This window comes from Bacillus sp. 03113 (assembly GCF_006546985.1).
GTDB lineage: Bacteria > Bacillota > Bacilli > Bacillales > Cytobacillaceae > VATK01.
The window spans coordinates 190028-209950 of record NZ_VATK01000008.1 but is presented as its reverse complement, the minus strand read 5'-3'; the positions used below and the strand labels follow the sequence as shown (position 1 = coordinate 209950).

The 19923-nt window shown below is 33.4% G+C and carries 19 protein-coding genes and 3 pseudogenes; 10 read left to right on the top strand and 12 right to left on the bottom strand.

The genetic code is table 11. From position 1 onward, the window contains the following. The first annotated feature begins 364 nt into the window (after positions 1-364). A complete protein-coding gene (locus FDO66_RS09855; RefSeq protein WP_141432466.1) occupies positions 365-1228 on the top strand; it encodes a class I SAM-dependent methyltransferase in 864 nt (287 codons plus the stop codon). A gap of 149 nt (positions 1229-1377) precedes the next feature. Then, on the top strand, positions 1378-2055 hold the full coding sequence (locus FDO66_RS09850; RefSeq protein WP_141432465.1) for a hypothetical protein: 678 nt from the start codon (positions 1378-1380) through the stop codon (positions 2053-2055). 258 nt (positions 2056-2313) lie between these two features. On the opposite strand, the gene FDO66_RS09845 is transcribed toward FDO66_RS09850, so the two are convergent. Beyond that, a complete protein-coding gene (locus FDO66_RS09845) occupies positions 2314-2769 on the bottom strand; it encodes a hypothetical protein (protein ID WP_141432464.1) in 456 nt (151 codons plus the stop codon). Positions 2770-3008: 239 nt separating this feature from the next. Between FDO66_RS09845 and FDO66_RS09840 the strand changes: the two genes are divergently transcribed. The 6 genes and pseudogenes from FDO66_RS09840 to FDO66_RS09815 form a co-directional block, all read left to right on the top strand. Continuing rightward, positions 3009-3506 (top strand): DUF6584 family protein, encoded by a 498-nt coding sequence (locus FDO66_RS09840; protein WP_141432463.1) that lies wholly within the window; start codon positions 3009-3011, stop codon positions 3504-3506. Between the two features lie 936 nt (positions 3507-4442). After that, on the top strand, positions 4443-4601 hold the full coding sequence (locus tag FDO66_RS20850; RefSeq protein WP_181444523.1) for a hypothetical protein: 159 nt from the start codon (positions 4443-4445) through the stop codon (positions 4599-4601). Between the two features lie 101 nt (positions 4602-4702). Beyond that, positions 4703-5557, top strand: coding sequence for a D-amino-acid transaminase (gene dat / locus FDO66_RS09830; protein ID WP_141432462.1), 855 nt, complete (start codon positions 4703-4705; stop codon positions 5555-5557). Between the two features lie 537 nt (positions 5558-6094). After that, complete coding sequence (locus FDO66_RS09825) at positions 6095-7213, top strand: hypothetical protein (RefSeq protein WP_141432461.1); 1119 nt, start codon at positions 6095-6097, stop codon at positions 7211-7213. A 151-nt stretch (positions 7214-7364) separates the two neighbouring features. Next, on the top strand, positions 7365-7538 hold the full coding sequence (locus FDO66_RS09820; protein WP_258535685.1) for an SMI1/KNR4 family protein: 174 nt from the start codon (positions 7365-7367) through the stop codon (positions 7536-7538). Between the two features lie 295 nt (positions 7539-7833). Continuing rightward, positions 7834-8028 (top strand): annotated as a pseudogene (locus FDO66_RS09815) (Lrp/AsnC family transcriptional regulator); the annotation flags it as partial. A 471-nt stretch (positions 8029-8499) separates the two neighbouring features. Here the strand turns inward: FDO66_RS09815 and FDO66_RS09810 are convergent. After that, on the bottom strand, positions 8500-9096 hold the full coding sequence (locus tag FDO66_RS09810; RefSeq protein ID WP_141432460.1) for an SAM-dependent methyltransferase: 597 nt from the start codon (positions 9094-9096) through the stop codon (positions 8500-8502). 824 nt (positions 9097-9920) lie between these two features. Between FDO66_RS09810 and FDO66_RS09805 the strand changes: the two genes are divergently transcribed. Both FDO66_RS09805 and FDO66_RS09800 read left to right on the top strand, forming a co-directional pair. Further along, positions 9921-10184, top strand: a complete 264-nt coding sequence (locus tag FDO66_RS09805) for a metal-sensitive transcriptional regulator (RefSeq protein ID WP_141432459.1) — start codon at positions 9921-9923, stop codon at positions 10182-10184. A gap of 252 nt (positions 10185-10436) precedes the next feature. Further along, entirely contained in the window at positions 10437-12896 is a 2460-nt protein-coding gene (locus FDO66_RS09800) for a DsrE/DsrF/DrsH-like family protein (protein WP_141432458.1), read from the top strand. A 336-nt stretch (positions 12897-13232) separates the two neighbouring features. On the opposite strand, the pseudogene FDO66_RS21240 reads toward FDO66_RS09800, so the two are convergent. From FDO66_RS21240 to FDO66_RS09760, 10 genes and pseudogenes are all read right to left on the bottom strand, one after another. Beyond that, positions 13233-14087 (bottom strand): annotated as a pseudogene (locus FDO66_RS21240) (IS1380 family transposase); the annotation flags it as partial. 114 nt (positions 14088-14201) lie between these two features. Then, positions 14202-14615: pseudogene (locus FDO66_RS21235) on the bottom strand (phage integrase SAM-like domain-containing protein); the annotation flags it as partial. A 335-nt stretch (positions 14616-14950) separates the two neighbouring features. Beyond that, positions 14951-16126, bottom strand: a complete 1176-nt coding sequence (locus FDO66_RS09790; protein ID WP_141432457.1) for a tyrosine-type recombinase/integrase — start codon at positions 16124-16126, stop codon at positions 14951-14953. Between the two features lie 202 nt (positions 16127-16328). After that, positions 16329-16646 carry a hypothetical protein gene (locus FDO66_RS09785; RefSeq protein WP_141432456.1) on the bottom strand — a complete coding sequence of 106 codons (318 nt, stop codon included), beginning with the start codon at positions 16644-16646 and terminating at the stop codon, positions 16329-16331. Beyond that, a complete protein-coding gene (locus tag FDO66_RS09780; RefSeq protein WP_181444521.1) occupies positions 16630-17229 on the bottom strand; it encodes an ImmA/IrrE family metallo-endopeptidase in 600 nt (199 codons plus the stop codon). The genes FDO66_RS09785 and FDO66_RS09780 overlap by 17 nt, the downstream gene beginning before the upstream one ends. Before the next feature lie 120 nt (positions 17230-17349). Next, positions 17350-17751, bottom strand: a complete 402-nt coding sequence (locus tag FDO66_RS09775; RefSeq protein WP_141432454.1) for an ASCH domain-containing protein — start codon at positions 17749-17751, stop codon at positions 17350-17352. Next, positions 17729-18775 (bottom strand): N-acetyltransferase, encoded by a 1047-nt coding sequence (locus tag FDO66_RS09770; RefSeq protein WP_141432453.1) that lies wholly within the window; start codon positions 18773-18775, stop codon positions 17729-17731. The genes FDO66_RS09775 and FDO66_RS09770 overlap by 23 nt, the downstream gene beginning before the upstream one ends. Before the next feature lie 76 nt (positions 18776-18851). Beyond that, positions 18852-19373, bottom strand: a complete 522-nt coding sequence (locus FDO66_RS09765; RefSeq protein WP_141432452.1) for an ATP-binding protein — start codon at positions 19371-19373, stop codon at positions 18852-18854. Between the two features lie 139 nt (positions 19374-19512). Further along, complete coding sequence (locus FDO66_RS21460; protein ID WP_395939764.1) at positions 19513-19599, bottom strand: excalibur calcium-binding domain-containing protein; 87 nt, start codon at positions 19597-19599, stop codon at positions 19513-19515. Between the two features lie 58 nt (positions 19600-19657). Next, positions 19658-19903: a hypothetical protein gene (locus FDO66_RS09760; RefSeq protein WP_141432451.1), complete on the bottom strand. Its 246-nt coding sequence runs from the start codon at positions 19901-19903 to the stop codon at positions 19658-19660. Between the last annotated feature and the right edge of the window lie 20 nt (positions 19904-19923).

Below are 19923 nucleotides of genomic sequence, written 5' to 3'. Positions count from 1 at the left end.
ATGGGCAGCGATCATAGCTGGTGCAAGATTATCTGAAAACGTCACATTAGAAGAAACTGAGCGTCTTTTGGATATTGCTAATCATTACTGTCCTTTATAATAAATACAACCTTATTCCACAAAAGGGCGCAATTCTGTAGCAAGAATGCGCTCTTATTTAATGTTAAGGCTATTTAATAGAATAGGATATTTAGGTTAAAATTGGTGTGTATTAAGTTTGTTGAAGAAGAAGTATTTACTGTTTAGTCTATTAAGTAATACTCAATAATAAGATGAGAGGACGTGGTAAAAATGATTAAGAAAAAACTTTGTGAAAAAATTATGGTTTTTGAGATAGTTATAAATAAGAAAGAGGTTTTCAATAATGGAGAATTTATTAAAGGAACAATTTTTAGACTTTAACTTGCTAAAAAAATATACTAATAAACCAGAACTCTATGCAAAGGGGGATAGTTTATTTTGGAATGACCCATATATTTCGGATAGGATGTTAGAAAATCATTTGAATCCTGAAACAGATGGGGCTAGTAGAAATAAAAATGAAATTGAAAAAACTGTAGAATATTTGCATAAAACGATGAATTTAAAGTTCGGAAGTAAATTGTTAGATATAGGTTGTGGGCCTGGTCTTTATGCTCAAAGATTCCATGAACTTGGCTACAACGTTATTGGCATCGATTACTCAAAAAGGTCAATTAATTATGCAAAAGATCAAGCTTTAAAAAACAATCAGAGTATAAAATATATATATGGTGATTATACAGAGGTTGAGTTTGAAAAAGGTTTAGATGCTGCTGTCTTAATTTACGGTGACTATTGTGTTCTTACACCAGAAAACAGAAAAAAATTATTGCAAAAAGTTTACGATTCTCTTAACTCAAATGGTTATTTTATATTCGATGTTTCAACGCCTACACATAGGAAAAAAGTAAGGTTACAAAATTCTTGGTACTATAGCGAAGGTGGTTTCTGGAAAGGAAGTAAGCATCTAGTACTTGAGCAAGGGTTCAATTATGATGGTGATTTACATTTAGACCAATTTATAGTGATTGAACATGATGGTACTACGTCTATTTACAGAAATTGGTTTCAAGACTTTACTAAAAAAACAATATTAAATGAGATTGAAACTAATACTAGTTTCAATGTAGAAAATATTTGGAGTGATCTAAAGGGAACACCTTATGATAATTCCACTGATTGGATAGGTATTGTTTGTAAAAAATAGTTCATCGATAATGAGTATTAAAGTATAAAGATCTTCTGCAATCGGGGTGCTATCCTTGAACAAGGATAAGCGCTCATTTTTCATTTAATGGAATAAGACTTCAAAAAAACTGGATATTTATGCTAAAATGAGAAAAAAGGGGGAATAGTTTGAAAATAAAGAAATGGGCAATTAGTGGTACGATAATATTATTCGTAATACTCACAGCTATATATTATTTTAATGAGAATTATGTAAAAGAAGTTCCTTTATATAAACAGACTGACTTTAATACTGTAAACAGTAAAGAAAGTTGGAAATTATTTAGAAAAGAGTTAAACATTTCAAAGGAAAATACAAAAATTGAAAACTTTCAATTAATTCTTGATAAAGATAACAAAATATACTCTGTTAAATTTGATTTAGTTGACAAAGATAATGATAAATTTACAATTTATCATTATACAAACTGTTTTTCTTGTGAATTAAAGGAAGAAAATAAAATTAACATTAGCAAAAGTATAGTAAGTGAATGGCTACAATATGATAAATTAGTGAATGCTGATAGTCTTTTTTCAGTACTCGATACTTTAAATCAAAAAGATTTTTTTGATAAAAGTAAATTTGAATACAAACTAATCATTTCATCTGGTTGGAATGAAGAGAGCTACTTAGTAGATGATTATTACCTTTTAGAGAATAAAAGTCTACAAAAAATCGATAATGCAGGTCCCAAAACAGTGTCTTCAGGCTTTAACTTGCAAGTAATAGGAAGTGACGGTCCTGAGAGTTTTAGTACAGACATAGAAACAACTAAATTTGTCTTCATTGATAACTATTTAGAGTAGCAATTATAGAATATTTTCGTGATTGTTCTTCAACTAACGGGCGCAATTCCGCAGCAAGAATTGTGCACTTTCTTTATGTTAAGGGACAGATAATTGAATAACACTTGGTAGTATAATTGGATATTTAAGTTATAATAATTAGAGATTGTGAAGGATTGTACTTATAGTAACGTGCCGGTTAGCACAGAAATACTTTCTAAATTAAGTTATCAGAATCATAATGCAAAAAAAGAGAGGGAATCTTCCCCCTCAATAAGGTTATTGATTAAAGATAAATTCTTCCTGATATTTTCTTTGACTATTCTTTCTGTCTTCTTTAGTCCATGTGACTACAACTTTCAACTTTGTAGCTTTAGTTGACAAAGGAAAATTATTATGATGAAAAGAAGGAGTCAAGAGTCTGTTAGACTCTGTAGTAAAGAGTTCGTACTCAGTTTTTATATTTGGTTCATCTCTATAGGCCTCTATTCTAACCAAGTTTACATTTTTATCACCGATATTCTTGATGTCCATACTGTAAACATTGTATATGTCGGGCCTATCCGATTTATTTTCTTTTTGATTCTCGCTGTCTGCTTTCCCAATAATCACATTCCATTGATCAGATGCAATACTGGAAGGCAGTCTTCCCAATGAGGATGCAAGTGTACTGATGTGACTAAAAGTCAAAAGAATACTAAAGGGTACAATTAGAAGTTTCAATTTTCTAAGCATGGCATTATCCTCCATTTTTTATTTTTAGGATAAGTAAAGGAGGATTAATTTATTCATATGGATGTGTCCTTTAATACTAATTGGATTTAGTTTGTTAGAAAATAGAAAGGGAGCTATGCTTTAAGGATGAGTAGTACTAATTCTTATGAAGTAAAGTGCACTTGAGTTGAAGAAGGAACTATTCTGAACCATCTAGAAATAATGACTGTAATAAATATAGATGAAGGAGGTATTTTTTTATAGAAAAGATACCTGTTAAAACTTTAAAGAAAATAGAAGAGGACATTGATAAAAATGATTTAGGGAAAGCAAGAGATAGACTGCATGGGTTAATTTCAACCTATCCAAATGAATTAGAACTCCGTAGAAAGTTAGGAGATATCTACTCTGAATTAAAATATCCTTCAATGGCCGGCCGATACTGGTATTTAGAAATGAATAAGACACCTGAAATGGTAAAAGCGTGTATTCAGTTCGAAAAATCTATGGGGAACGATCCTATTAGAGTAGCAAGAGCTCTAAAATTTAAAGGCGATAGAGAAATTTTAAAAAGATTGCAATTAGATCAAGTAATTTCCCCTATACAAAATAAAGTTAAAGAAAATTTACAGGAAGAACCTGAACCTGAAGATCCATTGAAAAATAAGTTAATTATTTTTGGGTGCTTCTCAATAATAATACTAACCATTATCTTTGCATTAATCGGTGTTTACGCTCTCTTCAACTGGATTTTGTAATCTTGATATTCCGCAATTGGGCGCAATTGTGAAATGAGACTTAAATTTTAAACGACTTTATTGTTATTCAATATAAGCAATGTTGTAATTCACAATACAGAGTTATTAAACAACTATTAAAAACACCGTTTAGGTTAACTGGACGATGTTTTGTGTGATTGTAAGGACATAATTAAACATCTTTATTGTAACTGGTCAGTGTGATTATTCCTCTGAGGATTTCAAGGAATGGATAGTAAATATGGGGAAACATGAAATTGACAGCTACATTGCCAGTATCAGACTGCCTGATGATAATCAACCGCTTAAGCCTGAGATTGATGATTTACCATTTTAAGAAGCCACCAATCACCGTGTTTGAATGATGATTGGTGGCTTTTTTATATGCGGTGGTGCAACTTATGATATTCAGTGGTGCATTTCACGATATTGGATGGTGCAAAAAAACGGTTAGAGTGGTGCAATCGGGTGATAGTCTTCAAAAAGCCATTGGAACGCAAAGAAAGCTACAGTAAAAGCAGGAGAGATCTTTACAGTCGTAGAAACGCTAGTAGTGAATGGTTCAAAAATGTACAAACAAGTGGCAACTTTATCACAGCTAATCCTAAATATGTGGAAATAATGTAAGATGAACTGTTAATCACATATAAAAAAAGTATAGTAGCTATATCTTCTCCAATGAAGATAATGATTTAATCTGTTTTGTAAATGGAAGTATGCTAGCTTATAGCTGGTATACTTCAGCTACTGAGATCCTTTAGGTAGGAACTGCCTAAAGGATTCATCTTTCATTCTTGAAAAGAAATTAATTATAAAATTATTAAGCCCCTTCTCTATTGAGAGTGGAAATTTTTAATGTTTTTTAGGTAAATATTTAAACCGGTAGGGAAATAGAACTAAAATAAAGAAACCTCCTAGTAAGAAAGGAGGGATAGAATGAATGATAAAGATCTACTAAATCAATTCAAAAAGAAATATGAAGAGATACAAAACCATTCAGAATTAAAACACCTCATAGACTCATTCCTAGAAACGTTCCCACTAGAAACTCAAAAACAAAACTTTCCTCACCAAGTAAATTCACGTTATCGGTAAAATCAGATTCGTAACTTACCAATCTATGGTAGAATTATTGAGTGATTAGAAAATTAGTAATATACTTAATTATATTTGCAATAATATAGGGGGAAATGTAGTTGGAAATTATCCTGTACAATGATCATTTGATACCGAGTGAAGAAGCCAAAATAGACATGGAAGATAGAGGATATCAGTTTGGCGACGGGATATATGAGGCTATACGTGTGTATTATGGTCAAGCTTTTCTTATGGATTTACATTTAAAAAGGCTTGAACGGAGTGCTAAGGAGCTTTTTTTAAAGCTGCCATATCCCCTTGATCAATTAAAGTCGAGGATATACGAGCTTATAGAAAAGAATCAAATAAAAGAAGGGCTTGTATATTTTCAGATTACAAGAGGTACTTCAAAAAGAAACCATCGTTTTCCAGAGAATACCGATTGTGTGATAACGGGTAAAGTCAGTGAATTAAAACGTACTGATGTGGTCCATAAAAAAGGAATAAAAGCTAGTCTATTAGATGATATTAGATGGCTTCGTTGTGATATCAAAACATTAAATTTGCTTGGGAACGTTTTAAACATGCAAAAAGCTTATGAAGAGGGTTCGCTTGAAGCAATACAACATCGAAATGGAATTGTGACTGAAGGTTGTTCATCTAATGTATTTATTGTAAAGGATGGACGATTAATTACTCATGAAGCTAATAATTTTATTTTAAATGGAATTACACGTCTCTTTGTTTTAGAACTTGCAAAAGAAATAGTTGTTACTGTTGAAGAAAGATCATTTACTACAGAAGAATTATTAGAAGCTGATGAAGTATTTATTACGAGTACAGGTGCTGAGGTTACACCGGTGATTCAAATTGCTGATCAAATTGTTAATCAAGGGAAACCTGGTCCCATTACTTCACGTTTAATGGAATTATTTGAGATAAAAATTGAAGAGCTTGCTAAGGTATCTTTGTAATCTTTTCCAAAAAGAGACTCCTGAATTGAAGGCAATGGGCAGCCTCTTTCAGGAGCATCTTATTCTTATCGAAGCTTATCAAAATACACAAACGGAAGTAAGCAGTTTGAAAAATAAGACTTTTAATTTAACGATTAATTTTATAAAAGTATAACAAATGTAAACGTTTATCTGTTAAAATTATGTAAAATCAACTATAAGGGGTGTTTTAGTAAATGATAAATAATGTTCTTATCTAATGAATTAAATAGTTCGATCGAAAAAAAGACGTATGATTTTACAGGAGAAATATGTCATTTTTTCGATTGACAGATAAGAACAACAATTTTTACTCCTTATATTCATCTATGAGCTGATTTATTAAACATATGTATTTTTTATAAAATTAACTAAAGGATTGTAAATGAATGGTTGTTCATTTACAATCCTTTTTTTATGAGAAATGAAGGGAGGTGAATTTTAATAATGTTATTTTTACACTAATAGTAAAGGTGTAAAAAATTGAACAGGCCATTTTTATCGAAAGGATGGGTATTCATGGTAGACGTTTTTGAAGTGGCCAATATCTTAGTTGAAAATATAAAGAAGAAATATAGGGACGATATTGCCCTTGTTGCTTATTATGGGTCATATGCACAAGGTAGAGCTACAACACTATCGGATTTAGATATGTTTTTTATTCCAAGTACGAAAAAGGGGTTTGCAGCCAGTTTTCAGTTTATTTTAGATGGGATAGGATATGATTTATTCCCTATCAGTTGGGATAGAGCACTAAGAATGGCTTCATTTGATGAATCTACTGTTTCCGTCATAGCCAATTCGAAGATTTTATATGTGAAATCCGAAGAAGATTTAAGTCGTTTTAACCAATTAAAAAACAAAATTTCATCTATGGAAAAAACTGAAAGTAAAAAGTTAATGATTGAGAAAGCCTCTAATAAACTAAATGAATGTTATATACATCTTTATAAAATGAATATGCCTGAGACTAGGGATAATTTATCTGCTATAAGAAATGAAGCATATGGGACTATTACAAAAATTTTTGAAAGTCTCGCGTTGATTAATCAAACATATTTAAAAAGATGGTGGGGAGCTAGTTTAGAACAAATTTACACCTTTAGAATCAAGCCACATAATCTAGAAGAACTCATAAAAACCATAATAAGATCCCAGTCCTGTGAAAAGATAATAAGAACCTGTGATGAACTTTTTAATAAGGTAAGATTGCTATTGATTGTTGAGCAAAAAAACATTGTTCAGGTTCCGATATTTTCATCTTTTTTTAATGGGTTTTATGAAGAGGAAAAATCAATTTTTAATAAAATTATTTCAGCGTGTGATAGAGAAGATTATGAAGGTGCTTTTTTTGCTACAATTCACATTCAAAATGAACTTATGAATTTTTTTAATTATGCTAAAACAGGAGTCTGGTATAACAACCTTCACTCTTATGATATGTTGAATATGGAGTATCAACAGCTAGGTTTACCAGAACTTATTTCAATTGTTCAATCTGGTAACCTGAAGTTGTTAAAGAAAACTGTTATTGAACTTGATAGAATATTGAAAAGTCTTCTAAAATCGAGGGGAGTAAATCTAAAAATATTTGATACCTTGGAAGAGTTTCGAATATACATTGAAGATGAATCTTAAATTAAAGGAAGCAAAAAATCGAACAACTATAGACTGTTTTAGCAGTTCACTTTTCTTGGTCTTTAATCCTACGTTAGGATATCTGAAGAAGATTTTTGAAGAAAAAGCAAGATATGTTATATAAGAGAATTTAAAGGGATGGTACCTATTAATGAATGATCTAATCGACTTGATTGAAACAAGAAAACCTGGAGTTACGGATTTAAATATAAAATCAGCAGAAGAACAATTAGGTATGGTCTTCCCCGAACAATATAAAGCTCTTTTTAAACTATCTAACAATGCTCAGATTGGTGAATGGACTCTAATGGGATTCCACGAATAAATTTGTAAATGTCTGGTAATAATGTTACCAGGCATTTTTTTTTGCCTCACAAAGTTTTAATGGTTTGACCCCCATTGTGTTTGGCTTCCTTCACAATGTTTTAATGACATTATATCAAATTACAGGACTATCGGAGGTGATAATTTGAATGTTACCAAAACAGGAAGTTAAAACCAACAGTTATAAAGAAAAGAGCTTAATACAGGATTTTTTTCTTCAACTACAATTGAGGCGCAAAGTTACTTATTATGAAAACATCTTAGTGGACTTTTATTTATTTTTTGGAAAAGAATGGAGTACTTATCATCAACCTTATCTGTCGTACATAAAAACACAAGAAGAATACATAATACATAACTATAAAATCAGTGAAGATGGTTGTTATCTTCTTGAATGCAAATTTCCATCTAATGAAATGTTAGATAAATTTTTGGAAGACTTAAACGAGCATGCCAATTATAAATTATCGATTGTTATTAATAAGCATTAACAACCAATATTGTATTTATTGATAAGTGCTTTTTTAATCAAATCTTAAATTGCAATAATAAACGCAACAAAAAAACTGGGACCAAAATAGGGAAAGCCTTATATTTATTGGTCCTCAATCAATCCCATTTGGCTGATGCAAAGCAGCAAATAGATTTAGGACTTAGTATTTTTCCACTTTAATAGCGAATCAGTTTTACAATCGACTGAATATCCAAATTAGGGGGTGAACAGTTTTGGATGGGGGTCAATTCCCACGGGCGCTACGTTCTACCACGAATACGGCTATCATAAGACATAAAGAAATAAGGTCAACCAGTAAAAACTGGGTATCCTTATATAACGATCGTGGAACTAACCGGCTTGATTTCTAGTCATAATGATTCTAAAGTGGTAATCCCATCCTATCCCTTAAAACATCTTAGTTATTTGAGTCAGTCCATTTTGCAACTTTTTAATTTTGCATCGGCATTTATCGTTTTTGTCCTATAAATTGAATGACATGAGACAAGCCATTATGTAAATTCCCTTCATGACGAACTACTTCACCCATGAAAAAGTGAACAATACGCCAATCTGAGTAAGTTTGTAAAAACTCTTCTGGAGTATATAAAAGTTCCGAATCTTGTGGCCCGCCACTTTTATATGGAATTTGGTGAATTGAATATACCTCCGTAATAAAAAATCCACCTGGTTTCACAGCTTCTTTAACTCCTAGAAGTGTTTTTTGGCGTAAATCTTTTGGAAAATGTCCAAAAATACATACAATCTCGTCCCACTGATCTTTTTTCCATGACGCTTCATTTAAGTCAACAAGTTCAGTTTTAACTACTACATCTCGGGCTTCGGCAAGCTTTTTAGTTTTTCTCAATCCGGATTCCGCATAATCCCAAGTAGTTACATACATTCCTTGCTTTGCCAAAAAAACAGCGTTACGTCCTTCACCTTCTGCAATTGATAAAGCATCACCTGATAATTGAAGTTTATTCTGAGAATCTTTTAAAAATGCATTCGGTTCAGTTCCATAAACATAGTTCTCATCTTGAAAACGGGAATTCCAAAAATTCATGATCCCTATTCTCCTTTTTTTAAAAAAATATTTTCATAATTTAACATTTGAACTAAATTCTAGCATATGGAATTAGCTCGTCAAAGACGAGCTAATTTAAAAGAAAAAATCATTTTATCGATAACTGTTCTACAAATTATAGTGTTATTGCTGAACGGCCCTTTAATTAATAGACTTAATAGTTTTGTCCAGTTTGTGCTCCCTCTACACCTCTAATAAAAAGCTAAGGCAACACGACTAACGGGAATTGCTTCTTATCCAGAATAGAAATCCCCATATTATTTAATACTCTTAACTATTTTAACATATGTAAATAAAATCAATAATATCGAAGATTCATTGCGACCATTAACCAAGCATAGAAATCAAACGTTAGTTACCCGTCACGCTTAAAATAGTGAAAACCCGCTGTTTTTTGTTTCCAGATACCATAAAGTTGTAAATCCGCGTTTTGTCAATAGGACTCCATATAGATAAAAGTCAACTAGAAATATCTGATAACGTTATATTGCGGTCGGGCGGTTTTTATTTAAGACCTTCGAATTATAAGGTCAGCCAGTATCCCTTGTTAATGGTCATAGATTGCAATTAAAACAAATTTCTAGGTTTACACCAGAATAAGAGTGGGACCTCCTACTTACTAAAGATCCAAATCAAATGAATTGCATTAATACCCTGGGTGGTATATATTGAATGTGAGAGAGGTATAAAGCAGCTTAATTCCTCCCTATATACCCATATAGGTATATAGGGAGAAGAGCTTTGTTTATAAGCATTAGATGAAATATAAGTTGGCATTCTCTTAAAATAAGGAGGTATTATAATTGGAATATAAGCAAGGGACTAAAAATAGATTGAAACGGATTGAAGGGCAAATCCGTGGTGTATTGCGCATGATGGAAGAGGGTAAAGATTGTACAGAGATTGTGACGCAGCTGTCCGCATCACGTGCAGCGGTTGACCGCACAATAGGCCTTATTGTAGCGGAGAATTTGGAACAATGTCTTCGTGATCAGATAGAAACAGGCAAATATGGCAATAGGGATCTTGTGAAGGAAGCTGTTGAGCTGTTAGTGAAAAGCCGATAATTTGCAGGAAAAAGGCTTTTTTGGGATTCTATATACCCACGGGGGTAATTGAGAGAGATTTTGCTTGTTTAAGAACAAAGTAAGAGTTATATAAATGCATCAATATCAGTGAGGTTGGAAGCAGACAATAGCACGGGCATCCTGTCACAATGTCTGCGCTAGTATTTCCTGTACGTTGGAAAACCCCCACTGATGGAAGTTTCACTTTATAAATTGAATTTTTTTAAACTAGAGAAGAAGGATGTGCTTAGAATGGGGAAAAGCAAAAAGGTTGTTATTGTTGGTGGGGTTGCAGGTGGAGCAACAGCAGCTGCCAGATTACGTCGATTGGATGAAACCGTTGAGATTTTAATGTTTGAACGAGGAGAATATATTTCCTTCGCCAACTGCGGTTTGCCTTATTACATTGGTGGAAGCATTGACTCACGCGATAAGTTATTACTACAAACAGTAGAGGGAATGTCAAATCGCTTCAACATGGACATTCGTAACTTTAGTGAAGTGACAAAAATAAATCGCGGCAGAAAGACGATTTCAGTGAGACGCACACAGACTGGAGAAGTATATGAAGAAGCCTATGATGTTTTAATTTTATCTCCTGGAGCAAAACCGGTAAAACTTGAGATTCCCGGAATCGAAAATGCTGGCAACTTATTTACGTTACGCAATATTCCAGATATAGATAAAATCAAAAGCTACGTTGAGTCACACAAGGTGCAAAAGGCAGTTGTTATCGGCGGAGGATTCATAGGCGTTGAGATGGCAGAAAATTTATGGGACCTTGGTATTCATGTGTCTTTGGTAGAGGCAGGAAATCAAATTATGGCTCCTGTAGATTATGAGATGGCAGTTATGCTACATAGTCATCTAAAGCAAAAGGGAGTACGTCTTATTTTAGAGGATGGGGTTAAAGCCATTGTAAACAACGGAAAAAAAGTACTATTGAATAGTGGGGCTGTTCTGGATGCTGACATGATTATTTTCTCCATCGGTGTTGCTCCGGAAAGTATATTGGCAAAAGAAGCTGGTTTAGCCCTTGGGGTAAAGAACACTATTAAAGTTGGGCCAACTCTTCAAACAGAAGATCCTTCTATATATGCAATCGGGGATGCGATTGAAGTGGTGGATTTTGTGAATGGAAATCCAACAATGATTCCGCTTGCTTGGCCTGCAAACCGTCAAGGGCGATTGGCAGCAGATCATATAGCGGGAATGGATGTTCGGTATAACGGCACGATGGGGACTTCTATTGCCAAAGTGTTTGACCTTACAGTGGCTGCTACAGGGAATAACGAAAAAACATTGAAGCGGCTGGAATTGCCGTATGAAGCGATCCATATCCATCCTAACTCTCACGCAGGATATTATCCTGGCGCAGCTCCAATTGCTTTTAAATTATTGTTCCATCCAACAAACGGAACGATATATGGTGCGCAGGCAATCGGAACCGATGGCGCAGATAAGCGGATTGATGTGATAGCGACTGCTATAAAAGGGAAATTGACAGTACATGATTTGCCGGATCTCGAACTTTCCTATGCTCCTCCCTATTCTTCTGCGAAAGACCCTGTAAATATGGCGGGCTATGTGGCATCTAACATAATGGACGGTATGGTAGAGACAGTACAATGGCATGAGATTGATGCACTTGTACAAAATGGGGGACTTCTCATAGATGTTCGAGAACCAGTTGAAAGAGAAATAGGGTATATTCCAGGTTCCATAAATATACCATTACACGATGTAAGGAAGCATCTGAACGAATTGCCGAAAGACAAAACGATATTCGTATCCTGCCAGGTCGGATTGCGCGGTTATTTGGCCGCCCGTATTTTGAAACAACACGGATTTCATGTGAAAAATCTCGATGGCGGATATAAGACATATAAAGCGGTATATGAAAACAACCAGCCAGAACATAGCCTATCAGAAGATAAAAAAACCTATGCTGTAAAGGACGAAGAAAATATGCATGCAGTAAGAACGGTAACGGTGGATGCATGTGGTCTGCAATGCCCTGGGCCCATTCTACGCGTGAAAGAACAAATGGAGGAGTTGAATGATGGGGATATACTGGAGGTGTCCGCTTCTGACCCCGGCTTTGCTAGTGATTTAGAAGCTTGGAGCAAACGTACAGGACATACACTTGTTTCATCTTCCTTTGAAAACAAAGTGGTAAAAGCTGTAGTCAAAAAAGGAAATGCGAATAATCATGTTGTAAGATCAGCTGCTTCTGAAACAAAAAGCGGAGCTACCATGGTTGTATTCAGTGGAGATTTAGATAAAGCGATGGCTTCATTTATCATTGCGAATGGTGCCGCAGCAATGGGAAAGAACGTAACGATGTTCTTCACATTTTGGGGGTTGAATATTCTCCGCAGAGAAGATGCTCCGCGTGTAGAAAAGGAATCTATGGAGAGAGTGTTTGGAATGATGTTGCCAAAGGGGCCAAGTGAACTGCCACTTTCTAAAATGAATATGGGCGGTATGGGAACTAAGATGATGAAAAGCGTCATGGAAAAGAAAAACGTCGATACTCTGCAAACCTTGATCCAAACCGCCCAAAATGCTGGCGTTAAACTTGTTGCATGTACGATGAGCATGGATGTTATGGGAATCAAAAAAGAAGAATTGATAGATGGCATCGATTTTGCAGGCGTTGCAACATACTTGAGTGACACGGAAGACGCTGGTCTTAACTTATTCATCTAGTGACATACTCTGTAGCTAATAAAAAGAAAATTGCTGGACCACGAAAACATAAACAATAAATTATATTAATAGGGGGCAAATGTAGCTTTTGCTCCGATTCTAATTAACTACAAATTAAATTCTAAAATTATATATTAAGCCTGAATTATTCATACCTTTTGTATGAGTCATGCATCTAACCGAAAATCAATTATTTTTCTATTCTTTTGAAAAGTAAATGATCAACGCACTACTTAAAAGCGGTATTTCCAAAATTAGTAGCTTTAAATAGCAGTTTTTAGGCAGACTAATCCCTTGAAATTGAAACTGTTTTTTAAATTGAACAAATAAGTTTCGCTATTCTATCTGGAGGTTTTGAATTCGGCTAAGTACCTTCCAAAAGAATTCTTGATAAACGAAACTTGAAGATAATTTAAAGTAAAGGGATCGCCCTGACTTTACCAATTTACTAGCAACTTTAAGGATGCGTGTACGAATGGTCTCGATTTGCATATTCTTTTGTTCTTTTGGAAAGGAAAGAGTTCGTAGCCAATTCGTTAAGTTATAAGCAAGAAGACTTAACATCATCTTTACCTCGTTTACTTGGAAAGCATGGCTATTCATTTTATCAAAATTAAAACCATTTTTGGCCTCTTTGATGCAGTTCTCCATTGTACCTCTTTTTTGGTAAGCAAGGACAATGTCCTTGGGAGAAAAAGCATCTACTAAATTGGTTACAAAGAACGAATGAATAAAAAACAGTTCGCCCGCTGGGCGAATAGATTTTACAATCACTTTTCTTGGTTTGGACCATGATTTCGCTTGATAAATGGTTTCTTCAAAGTAGCATTCGGTTTTAGCAACATCAAATGGCGTTGATGAAGGATGGAGTTCTTCAGCAATCCGCTGTAGAGCCGCATTTGATTTTAGGCGGATAACGAAGTAAACCGATTCTTTTTCGCACAAATCATATAATGCAGGGACAGCGAAGCCACTGTCTCCACGAACAAATAATGAAGTCGCTGGAAATTTCTCGTTGTAATGTTCAATAATTGGTTGTATGAATTCTACTACACCATTAGAGGTATACACATTTCCAGGACGTAGTTTGGCTTTAAGAAAATCGCCAGTTACTCCATCAAAAGCAACTAGTGGATGAAAACCAACCGTTCCATAATGGGAATTGTAAGCCACCTCTTGCCACTGAGCGAATTGTCTTTCATCAAAATAGTTAAGAATGCGTTTAATTTCGACATCAGAAAGCCCAGGTACTTCGTCGATGTGATCGGACTTAACGCGCTTAATGTTAATAGTAGGATTTTTCGTAATCATTTCTTCTTTCTCCCAAAAAGCGCACATTGTTTTCAATGACCTTAAACGTAAATTAATTGTGTACGGCGATAAACCTTTTGACTTAGTTGCGCGACTTTCGATTTCTTCGTATGTAATACGGTCCTGCTTAAGATAAAGGAGGTATTCACGTATCAATCCAGGCTTTAATTCGTCAATATAAAAAGGAGACCGATTAATGTACCGCATTAAATACTTGGTATGCTCGCGATAATTTTCAATACTTCGAGGTCTTAAGCCTTCTGCTTCCTTTGCTTGAGTAAATATGTCGAGTGCCTCTTCGATTGTATACCTTGTTTGAGTATGGTGGACATAGGTACTCTGCGAGACTATAGGCGTGGCCGTCTGCCGTTTTTTGACTCCTCTTTCACCGATAAAACTCCTTTTCATAAGTAAACCACCTCCGAAAATTACATTCGTATGTCCTACGTTGCTATTTAGAGAACGCAAAAAAGCCCGTCATATCATCGCTATGTCACCGTATGGTTGAACGGTTGTTAACGCTTGATATAACGGGCTTTGGGTTTCTTTTACGTCCCAGAAGAGATTCGAACTCCCGACCTACAGTTTAGGAAACGGATGTTCTTTTCAGATTGGTTTAGGAAGAACTAGGATAAAGCTTGATATATTAAGCACTCACAAGGAACTAATGTGATGATACAGGAAGAAAAATAATTCATTATGATGAGTTTCGCACCCAATCCGCTCCCAACTGGGAGCGGAGATTATTTATTTGCCTTTTTCTCGAAAAAGGTATCAAAATGGCTTGCAGCTGCTTGATCAGCTTCAGCTAAAACATGACCATAAATATTCATTGTCGTTGAAATATCGGCATGGCCTAAACGTTCACTTATTACTTTTGGATGAACGCCTTCGTTGATGAGAAGAGTCGCAGAAGTATGTCGTAATTCATGAAAACGAATGTGCTTTACTTTATATTTTTTTGTGAACCTTCTCCACCATTGACTAATACTGTCTGGACGAATTGGTTTTCCAAATTCATTGGCAAAAATGAAGAAATGATCCGGCCATTCATTTTTGTCTCTAGCAAGAAGCCTTTCTTGTGTTCGCTGCACCTTTAATTTCTTTAACATTGCCAATAAAGGAGAGGGGAGAGAGACAAATCGACATCTTTCATTTTTAGTTGATTTTAATTGAACTCCTACACCAACAACTTCGGTTAAAGACTGTTCTATATAAACTCCTTTTTCAAAATTTATGTGCTTAAATTCAAGAGCAGCAATTTCACCCTCCCTGGCACCTGCAGAAAGGGCAAGAAAGATGAGAACTTGCCAATGAAAAGGCTTCTCCAGTAAATAATTTAGTATTACTGATAATTCTTCTTTTGAATAAACGTCTGATTTCTTCGTCTTGACTTTGGGCTGTTTTACTGGGGCAGATGGGCTCTCTTTGATCAATTTCCATTCAGATGCTCGTGATAGAATATTGTTGAAAGTACGATAACAGTTGGCGATAGTAGAAGGGGAGAGGAGCCCTTTTTTTCCATCTAGCCTTCGACCATCTTTTTTTAAATCATTCATAAAATTTACGATATGGATGGTTTTTATATCAACTAGTTTCATATGACCGTATTTTGGTAAAATCCGTTTTTTTAATATATTTACATAGTTTTGTCTTGTATCTGGAGATAGATTATTAGGGTCATTCGCATACTTTTCTAGCCATTCTTGATAAAAAGCATTCAGTGTCATTTTTTCTTCGATTTTTATATATTGACCGTTTAATATTTCTGCTTCAAATAAAGTCAGCTGTTTTTTTGCTTCTGTCGGATTCTTCGCTTTGACTGTTTTTTGCTCTAAGATTTTTGTACCATCTTCATTGTATCCAATTATTACATTTAATCTGAAACTGTTTTTACCTCGCTTTTCTATATAAGCCATGGGTATAACTCCTTTCGTTATTGATAAAAGTGTGTTTTTGATTGATTAGCTAATTTAATCATGTACATCGTTTATGGAACAAAGATAGGTTGAAGATGGTACATGAGCTAATATGTATTTAATAATCATTATAAGAACGTACGTTCCGTTTGTAGATAAAAAAATACCCTTGCGAAAAAATTATGCAAGGGTAAACCCCCATTTATTTGAGTGTATATTCCATAATTTCTTGAACATCATCGACTAGTAAAATAAAATAGTCAATTTCATCAATGTGACTTCTATGAAAAGAAGTACCAGTAAGTCTTTTTTCGATATGAATCAAATTAATACCGAGATCATTATTGTTATCATTTCTTAATAGATCAGCCAATTCTAATGTTATTAATCGTAAATCTCCAAGGTCGTAAATACGCTCATAGGGAGAATCAATAGAATAATAAGTTATGTCATCTTTACTTGGTTTAAGGAGTAGCCATTTAGGGTATAACTGTCCATCCAATTCATCGTAATAGACCAATATAGTTAATCACCTCTTTCTTAGTTTGCTTTTTGAGTTTATTTAGTAGCCTCCAAGTTTCATCTGTCCATTGGTCTGGATTGTAACTTTTAGATTCATAACTAGTTTGTTTTTCGGCAATTTTTTGATTTAGATAGTAAATCTCTTTTCGTTTGATTTGTTCTATTCTTTCGCAGACGAGTTCTTCTGGTATTTCGAACAGATCTGAAAGTTCTCCAACTTCTGCTGGTAAGTACTGATCAAGAATGTGTTGAGGCATTGAAGCATAGAGGGTCGCCCAAAAGGACTGTAATTCTTGCTGTTCTCTAAATAATTCATGAGATGATCTTTGATCGCCGCAATGTAAGAGGACGTGAGAAAATTCATGAAAGAAGTCAGCCCGTATATTTTTCTGGCTATGATTCTTGTTGATGTATATTACCGAAAAATCATCTCCTACTAGCGCTTTAGATTCTTCGTCAACATATTCAACATGAATGTTAAAGCAATAACAAAGATGCTCTATACTTAATTTATCAAGCGTATCAATCTCTTTCACTTTGTATTTCACATTGATTGTCGATTCTAGTAATGTATGATTCATTAATAAATCCTCCATCTAAAGAACGTTTGTTCTGTTTATAAGTAAAAAGAAAAGCCCACAAAGGACTTAGTTATATTAATTCAATAATTCTTGCGTTGGTATTTAACAAATATTCATATTTTAAAGTTCTAACTTAAGTTGTTCTGTATTTTTCCTTATGTATTTGTATGATTGAGGTGCTATAAAATTCTTGTCCATATCTTTTGGGTTAATAGGCTTATCATATTCAAAAAAATTCTTTATTTTTATCGCAAAACCTTCTTCTCGACCTGAAAAATAATCAAGAAACGAATCTTTAGAAATACCAGAGTATTTATATGTTTTGTTCCATAACTCAATAGGCGAGTCAAATAAAATTGTGTCAATGGTAAATTCACCAATAATTTTTCCTACGGGCATTGTAGAATAAACTATAACTGATTCCACTTGTTCCTTGAAAATTCGTTTTCTATATTCAAATTTTTTTTTACCATTAATTATTTCTTGAACATATTCAGGTTTAATCGATAATAATACTTTCACTTACTTCACCTTCTTTTATGATTCGATTAAACTGAGTATCAGTTAATTTAAAAAATCCCCAATAAGAATCTCTTTCAAGACCAATATTTTCAATGAGATATTTACGAATTAAACGTCTGCTAAATGCTGCATTGTATGTCATTTTTATAGCATAAGCACTAGATCCTAAGTTATAATAAGATTCTATCTCACTTTTATCAAAAATACTATAAGTAGTAGCATACTTATAAAATTCTTCAAAACTATTAAAATCATATTGACTTCTAATTTCTTCAACAACACAAACAGAAGTTGCGACAGCTGTATATTCAGCTTTCATACCTTTAGTCGCAGTTCGATACATTACCAAAATGTCACCTGGTTTTACTTGATTGACTTTCATTCTTGTGACATAAGTTTTATGAATACTATTTGTGATTGTAACATCTTCAAGGATGTCAATATGTTCATTTTTGAGAATAGAGTCCGGGAACATTATTGAATGATATTCAGGATAAATACTTAGAATGTATTTTTTCCTCTCTTTTGTTTTAATCAATGGATAATCTAGTAGTAAATCATTGTTAATTTTTGATAGACTTTTTACATATACGCTTTCTGTATCATTATTAGTTTTTACACCATGTTTTATAAAACCATATTTTTCAAATAATTTAACTAAAGTTTGATGTTTTTCAAATATTGTAACATAACAAAGTTCAACATTACCTTTTACAGCGTAATCAAGAGCTTTCTTTATAAATCGCTCTCCCAGTCTTGTTCCATGAGGATTTACTTTAAAGGTACCGATTTTTAATGCTTTTTTACATGATATTTCAGGGGTAACATCTGTAATTGGACCATCTTCATATTTTAAATAAAGGAAACCATGAATAAATTGATTTAAACGTAAAATATAAGCTTGCTCATTGGCCTTTTTATTAAACCATTTTTCGAAACCATAATAGTCTTTTTTTAATGAATTAAAAAAAGGTTCATTTAAATCAATGTCTTTAAAAGAGATTCTTTCTAAATAATCATTCATTTCTATTCCCTCCAGTAAAATATGACAAATAAGAAAATATAAATTAATAAATACATAAAATAATATTTTAGAAGACCTAGATTTTTATATTTTCAATGAATTTAAAAATGTTACCTGTTGATGAACTTAAACAATAGTTATAGAAGGGTAATTGAAGCTTCATTGCAATGTAGTTAGCATAATCTACTTCTGTTTTTTGGAATTTTTCTAAAAATTCATATGTGTAATGTTTCTGATCACGCTTTAGCAACCTTTCAGCAATTAATTCAATTTTATCAGTTAACACAACAATCCCCTTTGGAGCCAAAGTTGTGAAAGTATCTTCTGGAATTTTACTGATTTTTTGATCCATGTCTAATAAGCAAAAATGACCATCTAGCAAAAATAATTTGTTGGTCAAGTCAAGTTCTTTTAAAGCAGAAATCAAAAAACTTTGGTTACTATCTACATCTTTTATCTTTTTGTTACTGTTAAAATTTTCATTTTTTTTGCTTGATATTAGTTGACTGGATGAATGATGTTCTAATTTAAGTTCTTCTGAAATTTTTTTGCATAAAAAAGATTTCCCAACTCCGTGTATTCCTCCAATAAAAATCATCCTAATTTCCTCCTAAATTGTCAATATATATAGAATTACAATGAAGAAGATAAATCAAATTATTACTGTTTTTGCTTAAAAGTGAATCATAAAGATAGTAACTAATTTTCATTTTGATAATCCCTGAATTGGCCTGATATTATCTTTCACACGCATAATTATCCTTATCACGATCCATACTTGGTACGTATTCAGGAACCCCATAATCAGGAACAGTACTTAAAATTTCACTGTCGACTAACTTTCCTGTTGCATCATAAATTTTTCAGCATTCTTAATCTCCGTCATTCTTCTATCGATTTTTCTTCTTTAATAAAGGTAGATAGAGCTATTAGTATAAGACCATGAAATACAGGAGTTAAAATCGGGCCGACAAAATCCATAATTTCTAACGGTTCAGGTTTATCTCCTTCTGGTACATATTGTTCAGCATTAATTTCTAAGCTGTAATCAATTCCATCCAGGATTCCTAAAATCATAATAATCCAACCAGCAAAAAATAGAATTTTTTTTAAGTTCAACTTTTTCATATGAAATTTCCTCCCAAGCT

What these genes read in the sequence shown, in the direction of transcription:
- FDO66_RS09855 (WP_141432466.1), top strand. Translation starts at nt 365, where the DNA reads ATGGAGAATTTATTAAAGGAACAATTTTTAGACTTTAACTTGCTAAAA.
- FDO66_RS09845 (WP_141432464.1), bottom strand. Translation starts at nt 2,769, where the DNA reads ATGCTTAGAAAATTGAAACTTCTAATTGTACCCTTTAGTATTCTTTTG.
- FDO66_RS20850 (WP_181444523.1), top strand. Translation starts at nt 4,443, where the DNA reads ATGAATGATAAAGATCTACTAAATCAATTCAAAAAGAAATATGAAGAG.
- FDO66_RS09825 (WP_141432461.1), top strand. Translation starts at nt 6,095, where the DNA reads ATGGTAGACGTTTTTGAAGTGGCCAATATCTTAGTTGAAAATATAAAG.
- FDO66_RS09820 (WP_258535685.1), top strand. Translation starts at nt 7,365, where the DNA reads ATGAATGATCTAATCGACTTGATTGAAACAAGAAAACCTGGAGTTACG.
- FDO66_RS09810 (WP_141432460.1), bottom strand. Translation starts at nt 9,096, where the DNA reads ATGAATTTTTGGAATTCCCGTTTTCAAGATGAGAACTATGTTTATGGA.
- FDO66_RS09800 (WP_141432458.1), top strand. Translation starts at nt 10,437, where the DNA reads ATGGGGAAAAGCAAAAAGGTTGTTATTGTTGGTGGGGTTGCAGGTGGA.
- FDO66_RS09790 (WP_141432457.1), bottom strand. Translation starts at nt 16,126, where the DNA reads ATGGCTTATATAGAAAAGCGAGGTAAAAACAGTTTCAGATTAAATGTA.
- FDO66_RS09780 (WP_181444521.1), bottom strand. Translation starts at nt 17,229, where the DNA reads ATGAATCATACATTACTAGAATCGACAATCAATGTGAAATACAAAGTG.
- FDO66_RS09770 (WP_141432453.1), bottom strand. Translation starts at nt 18,775, where the DNA reads ATGAATGATTATTTAGAAAGAATCTCTTTTAAAGACATTGATTTAAAT.
- FDO66_RS09765 (WP_141432452.1), bottom strand. Translation starts at nt 19,373, where the DNA reads ATGATTTTTATTGGAGGAATACACGGAGTTGGGAAATCTTTTTTATGC.
- FDO66_RS09760 (WP_141432451.1), bottom strand. Translation starts at nt 19,903, where the DNA reads ATGAAAAAGTTGAACTTAAAAAAAATTCTATTTTTTGCTGGTTGGATT.